The sequence below is a fragment of the Mesorhizobium sp. NFR06 genome (genome assembly GCF_900115245.1).
Lineage (GTDB): Bacteria > Pseudomonadota > Alphaproteobacteria > Rhizobiales > Rhizobiaceae > Mesorhizobium.
In genome coordinates this window covers 1-13,011 of sequence record NZ_FOVT01000014.1, presented here as the reverse complement: position 1 = coordinate 13,011, position 13,011 = coordinate 1, and the positions used below count along the sequence as shown (strand labels likewise).

Here is a 13,011-nt window from a genome sequence, read left to right as displayed (position 1 = left end):
CACCGCCGTAATGCCAGCGGCTCCACCTTGGTAAGGGAGTAGGGGAATAGGGAAGTAAGGGAGCAGGGAAATGAACGATCCGATTCTCGGACTATTCCCTACTGCCTTACTCCCCTACTCCCATATTCCCCTAATTACTTCTTCTTGCCGGCGATTGCCTTGGCCGGGCCCTTGCGGGTGCGCGCATTGGTATGCGTGCGCTGGCCGCGGACCGGCAGCGAGCGGCGGTGACGCAGGCCGCGATAGCAGCCGAGGTCCATGAGCCGCTTGATGTTCATCGAGACTTCGCGGCGCAGGTCGCCTTCGACCTGGTAGTCGCGGTCGATCGTCTCGCGGATCTGCAGCACTTCCGCGTCGGTCAGCTGGTTGACGCGACGGTCGGCCGGGATGCCGACCTTGTCGACGATCTCCTGGGCAAACTTCTTGCCGATGCCGTGAATGTACTGAAGCGCGATGACGACGCGCTTGTTGGTCGGAATGTTGACGCCGGCTATACGAGCCATTTTCTTCTCTTTCTCCATATGGGCCGGACAAGCCGGCGCTATCGAAGTTGCCCCGCGTCCGGTGGAGGCCGGCCCTTGCGGGAGTTTCCTGGTTCAAAGCGACCGCCTTGCCCGCAAGGGCAAGCAAAGTCCATGCCTGATAGGAAGACGGGCCGCCATACCCCAACGGCCCACTTCAGTCAAGCGCAATCTTTAATTGTCGGCCCGGCCTACCTCGCCGCCGCGGCGAGCACGTTGCCGATCTCGGAGGTCACCGCATCGATACCGGCCATGCCGTCGACAGTCTTGAGCTTGCCTTTGGCGTAGTAGTAGCCGATCAGCGGCGCCGTCTTTTTGTAGTATTCGCGCAGCCGTTCTTCGAAAACCGCCGGGTTGTCGTCCTTGCGCACTGGCTGGCCGGCGGCCTTGGCATCCTCGGCGCGCTTGACGATTCGGCCGACCAGCGCTTTGTCGTCGACGACCAGCTCAATGACGGTGTCCAGCGCAATGCCGCGTTCGGCAAGCATGGCTTCGACCGCGTCGGCCTGCACCAGCGTGCGCGGATAGCCGTCGAGGATGAAACCCCTGGCGCAATCCGGCTGATCGATGCGTTCGGCGACGATGGCGTTGACGATCGCGTCCGAGACCAATTCACCGGCATCCATCACCGCCTTGGCGCGCTTGCCGACCTCGGTTCCGGCCTGGACGGCGGCACGCAGCATGTCGCCCGTCGAGAGCTGGGGTATGCCGTGTTTTTCTACCAGTCTTTGTGCTTGCGTCCCCTTGCCCGCCCCTGGCGGCCCAAGCAATATCAGCCTCATCTGCTCCTCTTCCCCCCGCGCAACTTCGACTTCTTGATCAGCCCCTCATACTGGTGCGCGATCAGGTGACCCTGAATCTGCGCCACCGTGTCGAGCGTGACACTGACCACAATCAGAAGCGATGTGCCACCGAGGTAGAAAGGTACGCCAGTCGCCGAAATCAGGAACTCCGGCAGCAGACAGACAAGCACCAGGTAGATGGCGCCGATGACGGTGATGCGCGTCAGAACATAGTCGATATATTCGGCGGTGCGCTCGCCCGGACGATAGCCCGGGATGAAGCCGGAATGCTTCTTGAGCTGGTCGGCCGTGTCCTTCGGGTTGAAGACGATCGCCGTGTAGAAGAAGGCAAAGAAGACGATCATGCCTGCGTAGAAGATCATGTAGAGCGGCTGACCGTGGCCGAGCGAGGCCAGGATCGTGCTTGCCCAGGCCGGCAGGTTGGTCGCCTGTGAGAAGCCGGCAACGGTCGCCGGCAGCAGCAGCAGCGATGACGCGAAGATCGGCGGGATGACACCCGAGGTGTTGAGCTTCAGCGGCAGGTGCGAGGTATCGCCCTGGAACATGCGGTTGCCGACCTGTCGCTTCGGATACTGGATGAGCAGGCGACGCTGCGCACGCTCGAAGAAGACGATCAGCGCAATGACGATGATGGCGAGCACGATGATCGCCAGGATGAGGCCGGTCGACAAAGCCCCGGTGCGGCCGAGTTCCAGCGTGCCGGAGATCGCCCGCGGCAGGCCGGCGACGATGCCGGAGAAGATGATCAGCGAAATGCCGTTGCCGATGCCGCGCGCCGTGATCTGCTCGCCGAGCCACATCAGGAACATGGTGCCGCCGACCAGGGTGACGACGGTCGAGATGCGGAAGAACATGCCGGGATCGTTGACGATGCCGTTGCCGCCCTCGAGGCCGATCGAAATGCCGTAGGCCTGGATCAGTGCCAGCAGCACGGTGCCGTAGCGCGTGTACTGGTTGATGATCTTGCGGCCCTGCTCGCCTTCCTTCTTCAGCGATTCCAGCGACGGGATGACCGAGGTCATCAGCTGCATGATGATGGAGGCGGAGATGTAAGGCATGATGCCCAGCGCAAAGATCGCCATGCGCTGCACGGCGCCGCCGGCAAACATGTTGAACATGCCCAGCACGCCCTTGCTCTGCGAGGAGAAGGCCTGGGCGAAAGCGTCGGGGTTGATGCCGGGAAGCGGGATATAGGTGCCAAGGCGGTAGACGAGCAGCGCGCCGATCGTGAACCAGATGCGCTTCTTCAGATCCTCGGCCTTGGCGAAGGCCGCAAAATTCAGATTGGAGGCTAGTTGTTCAGCAGCCGAAGCCATGCCTGATTCTCCACTGGGTCACGCTCGATGCCCGCAGCTCAGGCGGCGCGTGTCACCGAAGCTCACGAGATAAGCTCCGGACCGTAAACATGCAAGCGGCCGCGTTGACGCGGCCGCCCAATTCAACTGAACAAAGCGCGGTTCGACGGAAAATGCGAAGTCATTCCGGTCGGCCGCACTTCAAATCGCCGTTACTCGGCGGCGGCCGCTTCCGGCAACTTCACCGAACCGCCGGCCTTCTCGATCTTCTCGATCGCGGCCTTGGAGGCGCCGGCGATGTCGAAGGAGAGCTTGGCCTTGAGCTCGCCGTCGGAGAGAACGCGCACGCCGTCCTTGGCGCGGCGGATGACACCGGCGGCAACCAGGGCCTCGGCCGTCACGGTTTCCTTGGCATCGATCTTCTTGGCGTCGATCGCGGCCTGGATCTTGGCCAGCGACACTACCGCGAAGCTCTTGCCGAACAGGTTGTTGAAGCCGCGCTTCGGCAGGCGCCGGTAGAGCGGCATCTGGCCACCCTCGAAGCCGTTGATGGCAACACCCGAGCGGGCCTTCTGGCCCTTGACGCCGCGACCGCCGGTCTTGCCCGAGCCGGAGCCGATGCCGCGACCGAGACGCTTCCTGGAGTGCGTGGCGCCGTCCTTGTCACGCAGATCGTTGAGTTTCATGTTGCTTCTCCTGCGCTTCCGTTCAGGCCTCGTCCACGACGCGGACGAGGTGCTGGACGGCGGCGATCATGCCGCGCACGGAAGGAGTGTCTTCCAGCGTGCGCCGCTTGTGCATCTTGTTCAGGCCGAGGCCGACCAGCGTCGCGCGCTGCTCCTTCGGCCGGCGGATCGGCGAGCCGATCTGCTCGACGGTGATGGTCTTGGTAGCTTTCTTGGCCATGGTCGAAATCCCTGGTCAGCGTCGACTATTCTTCAGCCGCAACGGCGGTGCCGCGGCGGGCCTGAAGGGTCGAGTACTTGATGCCGCGCGCGGCAGCCACATCCTTCGGATGCATCTGGCTCTTCAGCGCGTCGAAGGTGGCGCGAACCATGTTGTAGGGGTTCGACGAGCCCATCGACTTGGCGACGACGTCATGCATGCCAAGCGTCTCGAAGACGGCGCGCATCGGACCACCGGCGATGATGCCGGTGCCCTGCTTCGCGGCGCGCAGCAGAACGCGTCCGGCGCCCCAGCGGCCCTCGACGTCGTGATGCAGCGTACGGCCCGAACGCAGCGGCACGAAGATCATGTCGCGCTTTGCCGACTCGGTCGCCTTGCGGATCGCTTCCGGCACTTCGCGCGCCTTGCCATGGCCGAAGCCGACGCGGCCCTTCTGGTCGCCGACGACGACGAGAGCGGCGAAGCCGAAGCGACGACCACCCTTAACCACCTTGGCGACGCGGTTGATATGGACGAGCTTGTCCACCATGCCGTCGTCACGCTCTTCGCGTTCACGCTCTCGGCCGCGGCCGCCTTCTCTACGTTCCTGTGCCATATCCTAGTCCTTGTTCTTTTCCGGAAGCACGGGTTGCTGTTTGCCGACGCCACGTTTTGGGTCGTCAGCGGTGAATTTCTCCTTTGCATGATCTTGTCCGAAAAGTCTGCACCTTTTCGCGGCGCCGACCTCCCGGTCGGGTATCATGCATCAGAAGCTGAGGCCACCTTCGCGGGCAGCCTCTGCCAGCGCCTTGACGCGGCCGTGATAGATATACGGACCGCGGTCGAAGACGACTTCCTTGACGCCGGCCTTGACGGCGCGCTCGGCGATCAGCTTGCCGACGGCAGCGGCGGCAGCGGTGTCGGCGCCGGTCTTGAGCGAACCCTTGAGATCCTTCTCGAGCGTCGAGGCAGCAGCCAACGTGTGGCCGTTCGCGTCGTCGATGACCTGGACGTAGATGTTCTTCGAGGTGCGGTGCACCGAAAGCCGCGGACGCTCGCCGGCGACTTTCTTGAGCTGGCGACGTACGCGCTGCGCACGGCGCTGGATGATTTCTTTGGGGCTAGCCATAGTTGAATTCCTTGCCTTCAGAAGACGGGGGCAACCCTATGCGGTAGGCCGAGCCTCCCGCGGCCGCTCCCCGCGGCGTTCATAAGTCTTACTTCTTCTTGCCTTCCTTGCGCACGATGCGCTCGTCGGCATAGCGCACGCCCTTGCCCTTGTAGGGCTCGGGGCCGCGATATTCGCGGATCTCGGCAGCGACCTGGCCGACCTGCTGCTTGTCGATCCCGGAAACCGTGATTTCGGTCGGCTTCGGCACGGCGATCGTGATGCCTTGCGGCGTCTCGTAGACCACATCGTGGCTGAAGCCGAGCGCCAGCTGCAGGTTCTTGCCCTGCAACGCCGCGCGATAGCCGACGCCGGTGATCTCGAGCTTCTTCTCGAAGCCGTCCTTCACGCCCTGCAGGATGTTGACGATCTGCGTTCGCGACATGCCCCACTTGGAGCGGGCGTTCTTGGTCTGGTCGCGCGGCTCGACGGAGATCTCATTGTTCTCCATCTTCACCAGCACTTCGTCGTTCACCACGAACTTCAGCTCGCCCTTGGGGCCCTTCGCCGTCACGGTCTGGCCGTTGACAGACGCGGTCACGCCCTGCGGCAGCGAAACGGGTTTCTTTCCGATACGAGACATTTGGTTGTCCTCGTCACTTCTTTCGTTTCAGGTTCCAGTTCCCGGGCGCGATCCCGAGAACCGAAGCCCATTCATCAATCTCGTGCCCGATCAGAAGATCTGGCAGAGGATCTCGCCACCGACATTCTGCTCGCGCGCTTCATGGTCGGCCATGACGCCCTTCGGCGTCGAAAGGATGGCGATGCCGAGGCCGTTGGCGACGTGCGGGATCGATTTGGCCGAGACATAGACGCGGCGGCCAGGCTTCGAGACACGCTCGATCTCGCGCACGACCGGGGCGCCGTCGAAATACTTCAGCTCGATCTCGATTTCCGACTTGCCGTTTTCGAAATCGGTCTGGCTGTAGTCGCGGATATAGCCTTCCGACTTCAGCACTTCGAGGACGCGGGCGCGCAGGCGCGAGGCCGGAGTCGAGACGCTCGACTTCTTGCGGCCATAGGCGTTGCGGATGCGGGTCAGCATATCGCCGAGAGGATCGCTCAATGACATCTCAGTGTCTCCTTACCAGCTCGACTTGACCAGGCCCGGGATCTGGCCGGTATTGCCGAGATCACGAAGCGCGATACGCGAAAGCTTGAGCTTGCGATAATAGGCGCGCGGGCGGCCCGTCACTTCGCAGCGGTTGCGGATACGGATCTTGGCCGAATTGCGCGGCAGCGCCGAAAGCTTCAGCTGGGCGCGGAAGCGCTCTTCCATCGGCTTGGACTGATCCATGATGATCGCTTTCAGTGCAGCGCGCTTGGGACCGTACTGGTCGGCAAGCTTGCGGCGCCTGTTGTTCTTCTCGACTGAGCTGGTCTTTGCCATTTCAGATTTTTCCTTTTTCGCTGCCGTTACTGGCGGAAGGGGAAGTTGAAGGCCTTGAGCAGCGCCCTGGCCTCGTCGTCCGTCTTCGCCGTCGTACAAACGATGACGTCCATGCCCCAGACCTGATCAACCTTGTCGTAGTTGATCTCCGGGAACACGATGTGTTCCTTGATGCCCATGGCGTAGTTGCCACGGCCGTCAAAGCTCTTCGGGTTCAGTCCGCGGAAGTCGCGAACGCGCGGCAGCGCGATGTTCACGAGGCGGTCGAGGAACTCATACATGCGTTCCTTGCGCAGCGTGACCTTGGCGCCGATCGGCATGTTCTCGCGCACCTTGAAGCCGGCAATCGAGTTGCGGGCGCGGGTGACGACGGCCTTCTGGCCGGCGATCAGCGCAAGATCCTCGGCCGCGACCGAAGGCTTCTTGGAGTCCGCGGTCGCTTCGCCGACGCCCATGTTCAGCACGATCTTGTCGATGCGCGGAACCTGCATGTCGTTGTCGTAGCCGAACTGCTCCTGCAGCGCCTTGCGGATGGTCTCGTTGTAGACCTTCTTGAGGCGCGGCTCGTTCTTGGCAGTCGCCTGCTTGGTTTCAGCCTTAGCCATTGATGACTTCTCCCGAACGCTTGGCGACGCGCACCTTCTTGCCATCCTTCTGGACAGTGAAGCCGACGCGGGTCGGCTTGCCGTCCTTGGGGTCGGCCAGCGCGATATTCGACAGGTGGATTGGCGCTTCCTTGGTGATGATCCCGCCCTCTTGGGACTGGGTCTGCTTCTGGTGACGGCGAATGAGGTTCACGCCGCGGACGACCGCGGTGTCTTCCTTCGGCTGCACCGACAGGACTTCGCCCGAACGGCCCTTGTCCTTGCCGGCAAGCACGACGACCTTGTCGCCTTTTCTGATCTTTTGCATTGGTCCGGCTCCTTACAGCACTTCAGGCGCGAGCGAGATGATCTTCATGTGGTTCTTGGCGCGCAGCTCGCGCGGAACCGGTCCGAAGATACGGGTGCCGATCGGCTCTTTCTTATTGTCGACGAGAACAGCCGCGTTCTTGTCGAAACGGATCACGCTGCCGTCCGGGCGGCGGATGTCCTTGGCCGTGCGAACCACGACCGCCTTCATCACATCGCCCTTCTTAACGCGGCCGCGCGGAATGGCTTCCTTGATCGACACCACGATGATGTCGCCAACGGAGGCGTACTTCCGCTTCGAGCCGCCCAGCACCTTGATGCACATGACACGACGGGCGCCGGAATTGTCCGCGACGTCGAGGTTTGTTTGCATCTGAATCATGACTGGCCGCCTTCTTCTTTTCTAACGGGACGGGTTCTTCACCCCTCCCCGGTCTGTCCAAAATTCGGTTCGTTCGCCCGGATCAAGCCTGATCCGAAGAGACGACCACCCAGCGCTTGTCCTTCGAAATCGGCTTCGATTCCTGGATGAACACCTGGTCGCCGACCTTGTGGGCGTTGTTCTCGTCGTGCGCCTTGTACTTCTTGGTCATGCGCACGGTCTTCTTCATCACGGGATGCGTGAAGCGACGCTCGACCTTGACGACGACCGTCTTCTCGTTCTTGTCGCTGACGACGGTGCCCTGCAGGATGCGCTTTGGCATGGTCTTAACCCTTCTTGGCCGCGGCTTTTTCCGCGGCGATGGTCTTGATGCGCGCGATGTCCTTGCGGACCTGCTTCACGCGCGCGGTCTTCTCGAGCTGGCCGGTGGCCTTCTGGAAGCGCAGGTTGAACTGCTCCTTCTTGAGGGCGGCCAGGTCGTCGGTCAGCTGATCCTGGGTCTTGGTCCGGATGTCTTCGGCTTTCATGATTCAGCCCGTCCTTATTCTGCGATGCGCTGTACGAAGCGCGTCTTGACCGAGAGCTTGGCGGCGCCGAGGCGCAGCGCCTCACGCGCCGTCTCCTCGCTCACGCCGTCGATCTCGAACATGATACGGCCAGGCTTGACGCGCGCCGCCCAGTAGTCGACGGCACCCTTGCCCTTACCCATGCGCACTTCGGTCGGCTTCGAGGTGACCGGCAGATCCGGGAAAACCCGGATCCAGACGCGGCCGGCGCGCTTCATCTCACGGGTGATCGCGCGGCGGGCCGCCTCGATCTCACGCGCGGTGACGCGGTTCGGCTCAAGCGCCTTCAGCCCGAAACCGCCGAAATCCAGATTGGTGCCGCCCTTGGCGGTACCGTGGATACGGCCCTTGAACTGCTTGCGGAACTTTGTGCGCTTTGGCTGCAGCATCGTTCTAACTCCAAATTCTCAAATGTCTCAGGCGTTCTCGCGACGACGGCCGCGTTCGCGCTCGCCGCCACCGCCATGCGCGGCATCACCCTCGGTGGCGCGACGCTCCGAAGCCATCGGGTCGTGCTCGAGGATCTCGCCCTTGAACACCCACACCTTGACGCCGCAGATGCCGTAAGCCGTGTTCGCCTCGGCCGTGCCGTAGTCGACATCGGCACGCAGGGTGTGCAGCGGCACGCGGCCTTCGCGGTACCACTCCATGCGCGCGATTTCGGCGCCGCCGAGACGACCGGAGCAGTTGATGCGGATGCCTTCGGCGCCGAGACGCATGGCCGACTGAACGGCACGCTTCATGGCGCGGCGGAACGCAATGCGGCGCTCAAGCTGCTGGGCGATCGACTGCGCGACCAGCGTGGCGTCGATCTCCGGCTTGCGCACTTCAACGATGTTGAGGTGCGTTTCCGACTTCGTCATCTCGGTCAGCTTCTTGCGCAGCTTCTCGATGTCGGCGCCCTTCTTGCCGATGATCAGACCCGGGCGCGCGGCGTGGATGGTGACGCGGCACTTCTTGTGCGGGCGCTCGATCACGACCTTGGAGATCGCGGCCTGCTTGAGTTCCTTCTCGAGATACTTGCGGATCTTGAGGTCCTCGTGCAGCAGCTGGCCGTACTCGCCGGTGTTCGCGAACCAGCGCGAATCCCAGGTGCGGTTGATGCCGAGACGCAGCCCGATCGGATTGACTTTCTGGCCCATTATGCGGCCTCCCCTTTTTCCTCGACTTCACGAACGACGATCGTGAGGTGCGAGAACGGCTTCTCGATACGGCTGGCGCGACCGCGACCACGAGCGTGGAAACGCTTCATGACGATCGACTTGCCGACATAGGCTTCCGCCACGACAAGCGCGTCGACGTCGAGGTCGTGGTTGTTTTCCGCGTTGGCGATCGCCGATTCCAGCGTCTTCTTGACCGTGCCGGAAATCCGCTTGGCCGAGAATTCGAGGTCGGAAAGCGCAGTCGCGACCTTCTTGCCGCGGATCAGCGCGGCAACCAGGTTCAGCTTCTGCGGGCTGATACGGATCGTGCGCAGAACGGCACGCGCCTCGTTATCAGCAAGCCTGCGCGGAGCTTTGGCCTTGCCCATGATTATTTCCTCTTCGCCTTCTTATCCGCGCCGTGACCGTAATAGGTCCGGGTCGGAGCGAATTCACCGAACTTGTGACCGACCATGTCCTCGTTCACCGAGACCGGGACATGCTTCTGGCCGTTGTAGACACCGAAGGTGAAGCCGACGAACTGCGGCAGGATGGTGGAGCGACGGCTCCACATCTTGATCACCTCATTGCGACCGCCTTCACGAACCTTGTCCACCTTCTTGAGAAGGTAGCCGTCGATGAAGGGGCCTTTCCAAATCGAACGAGTCACTTGGCGTTACCTCTTCTTAGCTCTTGCGCTGATGGCGCGAGCGCAGGATGAACTTGTCGGTCGCCTTGTTGGACCGCGTCTTCTTGCCCTTGGTCGGCTTGCCCCAGGGCGAAACCGGATGCCGGCCGCCCGAGGTGCGGCCTTCGCCGCCGCCGTGCGGATGGTCGACCGGGTTCATGGCCACGCCGCGATTGTGCGGGCGCTTGCCGCGCCACACGGTGCGACCGGCCTTGCCGTCGTTGATGTTGCCGTGGTCGGGGTTCGACACGGCGCCGACGGTGGCCATGCAGGAGCCGTGCACGACGCGTTGCTCGCCCGAGTTCAGGCGCAGGATCGCCATGCCCTGGTCGCGACCGACGAGCTGGGCGTAGCCGCCTGCCGAACGCGCGACCTGGCCGCCCTTGCCCGGCTTCAGCTCGATGTTGTGGACGATCGTGCCGACCGGCATCGCGGCCAGCGGCATCGCGTTGCCCGGCTTCACGTCGACCGCTTCGCCGGCCACGATCTTGTCGCCGGCAGCCAGACGCTGCGGGGCCAGGATGTAGGACAGCTCGCCGTCGTCATACTTGATCAGCGCAATGAAGGCGGTGCGGTTCGGATCGTATTCGATACGCTCGACCGTGCCGACGACGTCGTACTTCTTACGCTTGAAGTCGATGATGCGGTACGAACGCTTGTGACCGCCGCCGATGAAGCGGGCCGTGATGCGGCCGTAATTGTTGCGGCCGCCCGACTTGGTCAGGCCTTCGGTCAGGCCCTTGACGGGCTTGCCCTTGTAGAGGCCCGAGCGGTCGACGATGACCAGTTGGCGGGTGCTCGGCGTTACCGGGTTGAATTTCTTGAGTGCCATTGTCCTGTCCTCGCGGCCTTGCTCAGAGACCCGTCGCGACGTCGATCGACTGGCCGTCGGCCAGCGTCACAACCGCCTTCTTGACGTCGCCCTGGCGGCCAACCGTGCCGCGGAAGCGCTTGATCTTGCCCTTGCGGACGAGCGTGTTCACAGCCGTCACCTTGACGCCGAAGAGAGCTTCCACGGCAGCCTTGATTTCCGGCTTCGACGCCTTCTTGGCGACGTTGAAGACGACCTGGTTCTGCTCGGAAGCCATGGTCGACTTTTCGGTGATCGCCGGCGAGACGATCACGTCGTAGTGACGAAGGTCGGTCATTTGAAGCGCTCCTCGAGAGCCTCGACGGCGGCCTTCGAAAGGACCAGCGTGCCGCGGCGCAGAATGTCGTAGACGTTGATGCCCTGGATGGGCAGCACGTCGATGCTGGGAATGTTGGTCGCGGCCAGCTTGAAGTTCTGGTCAAGCTCGGCGCCGCCGATCACCAGGGCGTTGGTCAGCCCCAGCGTCTCTAGGTTCGTCGCCAGCGCCTTGGTCTTGGCTTCGGTCAGCTTCAGCTCGTCGACAATGATGAGCGAAGCGCTCTTGGCCTTGGCCGAGAGAGCATGCTTCAAGCCCAGCGCGCGCACCTTCTTGGGCAGCTCATGCTCATGGCTGCGCACGACCGGGCCGTGCGCCTTGCCGCCGCCGCGGAACTGCGGAGCGCGAGCCGAGTGGTGACGGGCCCGGCCCGTACCCTTCTGCTTGTACATCTTGGCGCCGGTGCGCGCGATTTCGGCGCGGCCCTTGGCCTTGTGCGTGCCCTGCTGCTTCTTGGCGAGCTGCCAGCGCACGACGCGCTGCAGGATGTCCTCGCGCGGGTCAAGGCCGAAAATCTCCTCGGAGAGTTTCACCTTGCCGGCGTCCTTGCCGCCTAGCGTTGTGATCTTGAGGTCCATTATTCCGCTCCCTCAGTGGCCGGGGCTTCGTTCTTGGCGGCAGCGGCACGGATCGCGGCAGGCTTCGGCGCGTTGGCCGGCAGCGCAACTTTGGCCGCGTCGCGAACCAGGATCCAGGCGCCCTTCACTCCCGGAACCGCGCCGCGGATCAGGATCAGGCCACGGTTGGCGTCCGTCGAGACGACCTCGACATTCTGCGTGGTCACGCGGGTGTCGCCCATGTGGCCGGCCATCTTCTTGCCCTTGAACACCTTGCCGGGGTCCTGGCGCTGGCCAGTCGAGCCGTGCGTGCGGTGCGAGACCGAGTTACCGTGGGTCGCGCGGCCGCCACCCATGTGATGCCGCTTGATGACACCCTGAAAACCCTTACCGGTCGAAGTGCCGGTGACGTCGACCTTCTGGCCGGCGACGAAATGCTCGACGGTGAGTTCGGCACCGACGTCGATCATGTTGTCGGCGGAGACGCGGAACTCCGCGAGCTTCGCCTTGGGCTCGACGGAAGCGGCGGCGAAATGGCCGCGCATCGCCTTCGACGTGTTCTTCACCTTGGCAAGGCCAACGCCGAGCTGGACGGCGGTGTAGCCGTTCTTCTCCTGCGTGCGCTGGGCCACGACCTGGCAGTTCTCCATCTGAAGAACGGTGACGGGAACGTGTTCGCCGGCATCGTTGTAGATGCGGGTCATTCCCACCTTCTTTGCAATCACACCTGAACGCATCGGTTCAATCCTTTAGAGTTCCGGGCCAGGGGCACCGCCCCTTACCGCGCTCTCAAATTCCCTTAGAGCTTGATCTCGACGTCGACACCGGCGGCCAGATCGAGCTTCATCAAAGCATCGACCGTCTGCGGGGTCGGATCGACGATGTCGAGCAGACGCTTGTGCGTGCGCATCTCGAACTGCTCGCGGCTCTTCTTGTCGACGTGGGGCGACCGGTTGACCGTGAATTTTTCGATCCGCGTCGGCAGCGGAATGGGGCCGCGGACGTTGGCGCCGGTGCGCTTGGCGGTCGACACGATTTCGCGCGTCGAGGCGTCGAGCACCCGGTGGTCAAACGCCTTAAGGCGGATGCGGATATTCTGTCCGTTCATGCGTCAATTCCTTGTTCTGGCGCGGCGCGGGCAACTCCCGCGCCCGCGACAGATCGGTTTCAGTCGAAATTACTCTTTGATGGTGACGACGATGCCGGCACCGACGGTGCGGCCGCCTTCACGGATGGCGAAGCGCAGCTTCTCTTCCATCGCGATCGGCACGATCAGCTCGACGTCGACGGTGATGTTGTCGCCGGGCATGACCATCTCGGTGCCCGCCGGCAGCGTCACGATGCCCGTCACGTCGGTGGTGCGGAAGTAGAACTGCGGACGGTAGTTGGTGAAGAACGGCGTGTGACGGCCGCCCTCGTCCTTGGTCAGGATGTAGGCTTCGGCCACGAACTTCTTGTGCGGCTTCACCGAACCCGGCTTGGCCAGAACCTGGCCGCGCTCCACGCCTTCACGGTC

The 13,011-nt window shown here is 63.0% G+C and carries 24 protein-coding genes and 1 pseudogene; all 25 read right to left on the bottom strand.

All coding sequences use genetic code 11. The features are described from left to right. Window positions 1-134 precede the first annotated feature (134 nt). Window positions 135-503 (bottom strand): 30S ribosomal protein S13, encoded by a 369-nt coding sequence (gene rpsM / locus F3H96_RS22220; protein WP_027170351.1) that lies wholly within the window; start codon window positions 501-503, stop codon window positions 135-137. Between the two features lie 209 nt (window positions 504-712). Beyond that, entirely contained in the window at window positions 713-1,303 is a 591-nt protein-coding gene (locus tag F3H96_RS22215; RefSeq protein WP_149803848.1) for an adenylate kinase, read from the bottom strand. Beyond that, window positions 1,300-2,640 carry a preprotein translocase subunit SecY gene (gene secY / locus F3H96_RS22210; protein WP_149803847.1) on the bottom strand — a complete coding sequence of 447 codons (1,341 nt, stop codon included), beginning with the start codon at window positions 2,638-2,640 and terminating at the stop codon, window positions 1,300-1,302. Before secY ends, F3H96_RS22215 begins: the two co-directional genes overlap by 4 nt. A gap of 191 nt (window positions 2,641-2,831) precedes the next feature. Beyond that, window positions 2,832-3,305 carry a 50S ribosomal protein L15 gene (rplO, locus tag F3H96_RS22205; protein WP_149803846.1) on the bottom strand — a complete coding sequence of 158 codons (474 nt, stop codon included), beginning with the start codon at window positions 3,303-3,305 and terminating at the stop codon, window positions 2,832-2,834. 22 nt (window positions 3,306-3,327) lie between these two features. Then, on the bottom strand, window positions 3,328-3,525 hold the full coding sequence (gene rpmD / locus F3H96_RS22200) for a 50S ribosomal protein L30 (RefSeq protein ID WP_027170355.1): 198 nt from the start codon (window positions 3,523-3,525) through the stop codon (window positions 3,328-3,330). Between the two features lie 25 nt (window positions 3,526-3,550). Then, complete coding sequence (gene rpsE / locus F3H96_RS22195; protein ID WP_027046810.1) at window positions 3,551-4,120, bottom strand: 30S ribosomal protein S5; 570 nt, start codon at window positions 4,118-4,120, stop codon at window positions 3,551-3,553. Window positions 4,121-4,270: 150 nt separating this feature from the next. Beyond that, the gene (gene rplR, locus F3H96_RS22190) at window positions 4,271-4,633 is read right to left on the bottom strand and encodes a 50S ribosomal protein L18 (RefSeq protein ID WP_149803845.1); all 363 of its coding nucleotides are present in this window, start codon (window positions 4,631-4,633) and stop codon (window positions 4,271-4,273) included. A gap of 88 nt (window positions 4,634-4,721) precedes the next feature. Then, window positions 4,722-5,255 carry a 50S ribosomal protein L6 gene (gene rplF / locus F3H96_RS22185; protein ID WP_149803844.1) on the bottom strand — a complete coding sequence of 178 codons (534 nt, stop codon included), beginning with the start codon at window positions 5,253-5,255 and terminating at the stop codon, window positions 4,722-4,724. Between the two features lie 90 nt (window positions 5,256-5,345). Then, window positions 5,346-5,744: a 30S ribosomal protein S8 gene (gene rpsH / locus F3H96_RS22180; RefSeq protein ID WP_066989600.1), complete on the bottom strand. Its 399-nt coding sequence runs from the start codon at window positions 5,742-5,744 to the stop codon at window positions 5,346-5,348. A 12-nt stretch (window positions 5,745-5,756) separates the two neighbouring features. Further along, complete coding sequence (gene rpsN, locus F3H96_RS22175; RefSeq protein ID WP_140815879.1) at window positions 5,757-6,062, bottom strand: 30S ribosomal protein S14; 306 nt, start codon at window positions 6,060-6,062, stop codon at window positions 5,757-5,759. Between the two features lie 26 nt (window positions 6,063-6,088). Further along, window positions 6,089-6,667 (bottom strand): 50S ribosomal protein L5, encoded by a 579-nt coding sequence (rplE, locus tag F3H96_RS22170; RefSeq protein ID WP_149803843.1) that lies wholly within the window; start codon window positions 6,665-6,667, stop codon window positions 6,089-6,091. After that, complete coding sequence (gene rplX / locus F3H96_RS22165) at window positions 6,660-6,974, bottom strand: 50S ribosomal protein L24 (RefSeq protein ID WP_128260681.1); 315 nt, start codon at window positions 6,972-6,974, stop codon at window positions 6,660-6,662. The genes rplE and rplX overlap by 8 nt, the downstream gene beginning before the upstream one ends. A gap of 12 nt (window positions 6,975-6,986) precedes the next feature. Then, complete coding sequence (rplN, locus tag F3H96_RS22160) at window positions 6,987-7,355, bottom strand: 50S ribosomal protein L14 (RefSeq protein WP_006205457.1); 369 nt, start codon at window positions 7,353-7,355, stop codon at window positions 6,987-6,989. Window positions 7,356-7,437: 82 nt separating this feature from the next. Continuing rightward, entirely contained in the window at window positions 7,438-7,677 is a 240-nt protein-coding gene (gene rpsQ, locus F3H96_RS22155; RefSeq protein ID WP_023675136.1) for a 30S ribosomal protein S17, read from the bottom strand. A 4-nt stretch (window positions 7,678-7,681) separates the two neighbouring features. Then, window positions 7,682-7,882: a 50S ribosomal protein L29 gene (gene rpmC, locus F3H96_RS22150; protein WP_042642190.1), complete on the bottom strand. Its 201-nt coding sequence runs from the start codon at window positions 7,880-7,882 to the stop codon at window positions 7,682-7,684. A 14-nt stretch (window positions 7,883-7,896) separates the two neighbouring features. Beyond that, window positions 7,897-8,310 carry a 50S ribosomal protein L16 gene (gene rplP, locus F3H96_RS22145; protein ID WP_027170364.1) on the bottom strand — a complete coding sequence of 138 codons (414 nt, stop codon included), beginning with the start codon at window positions 8,308-8,310 and terminating at the stop codon, window positions 7,897-7,899. Window positions 8,311-8,337: 27 nt separating this feature from the next. After that, the gene (gene rpsC, locus F3H96_RS22140; protein WP_149803842.1) at window positions 8,338-9,063 is read right to left on the bottom strand and encodes a 30S ribosomal protein S3; all 726 of its coding nucleotides are present in this window, start codon (window positions 9,061-9,063) and stop codon (window positions 8,338-8,340) included. Next, complete coding sequence (gene rplV, locus F3H96_RS22135; protein WP_010909277.1) at window positions 9,063-9,452, bottom strand: 50S ribosomal protein L22; 390 nt, start codon at window positions 9,450-9,452, stop codon at window positions 9,063-9,065. Before rplV ends, rpsC begins: the two co-directional genes overlap by 1 nt. 2 nt (window positions 9,453-9,454) lie before the next feature. Continuing rightward, on the bottom strand, window positions 9,455-9,733 hold the full coding sequence (gene rpsS, locus F3H96_RS22130; protein WP_006205463.1) for a 30S ribosomal protein S19: 279 nt from the start codon (window positions 9,731-9,733) through the stop codon (window positions 9,455-9,457). 16 nt (window positions 9,734-9,749) lie between these two features. Beyond that, on the bottom strand, window positions 9,750-10,583 hold the full coding sequence (gene rplB, locus F3H96_RS22125) for a 50S ribosomal protein L2 (RefSeq protein WP_149803841.1): 834 nt from the start codon (window positions 10,581-10,583) through the stop codon (window positions 9,750-9,752). 22 nt (window positions 10,584-10,605) lie between these two features. Then, window positions 10,606-10,899, bottom strand: coding sequence for a 50S ribosomal protein L23 (locus F3H96_RS22120; protein ID WP_040983033.1), 294 nt, complete (start codon window positions 10,897-10,899; stop codon window positions 10,606-10,608). Then, window positions 10,896-11,516: a 50S ribosomal protein L4 gene (rplD, locus tag F3H96_RS22115; protein ID WP_149803840.1), complete on the bottom strand. Its 621-nt coding sequence runs from the start codon at window positions 11,514-11,516 to the stop codon at window positions 10,896-10,898. Before rplD ends, F3H96_RS22120 begins: the two co-directional genes overlap by 4 nt. Continuing rightward, the gene (gene rplC / locus F3H96_RS22110) at window positions 11,516-12,232 is read right to left on the bottom strand and encodes a 50S ribosomal protein L3 (protein WP_149803839.1); all 717 of its coding nucleotides are present in this window, start codon (window positions 12,230-12,232) and stop codon (window positions 11,516-11,518) included. Before rplC ends, rplD begins: the two co-directional genes overlap by 1 nt. A 62-nt stretch (window positions 12,233-12,294) precedes the next feature. Then, the gene (rpsJ, locus tag F3H96_RS22105; protein WP_006205468.1) at window positions 12,295-12,603 is read right to left on the bottom strand and encodes a 30S ribosomal protein S10; all 309 of its coding nucleotides are present in this window, start codon (window positions 12,601-12,603) and stop codon (window positions 12,295-12,297) included. Between the two features lie 69 nt (window positions 12,604-12,672). Further along, a pseudogene (gene tuf / locus F3H96_RS22100) lies at window positions 12,673-13,011 on the bottom strand (elongation factor Tu); the annotation flags it as partial.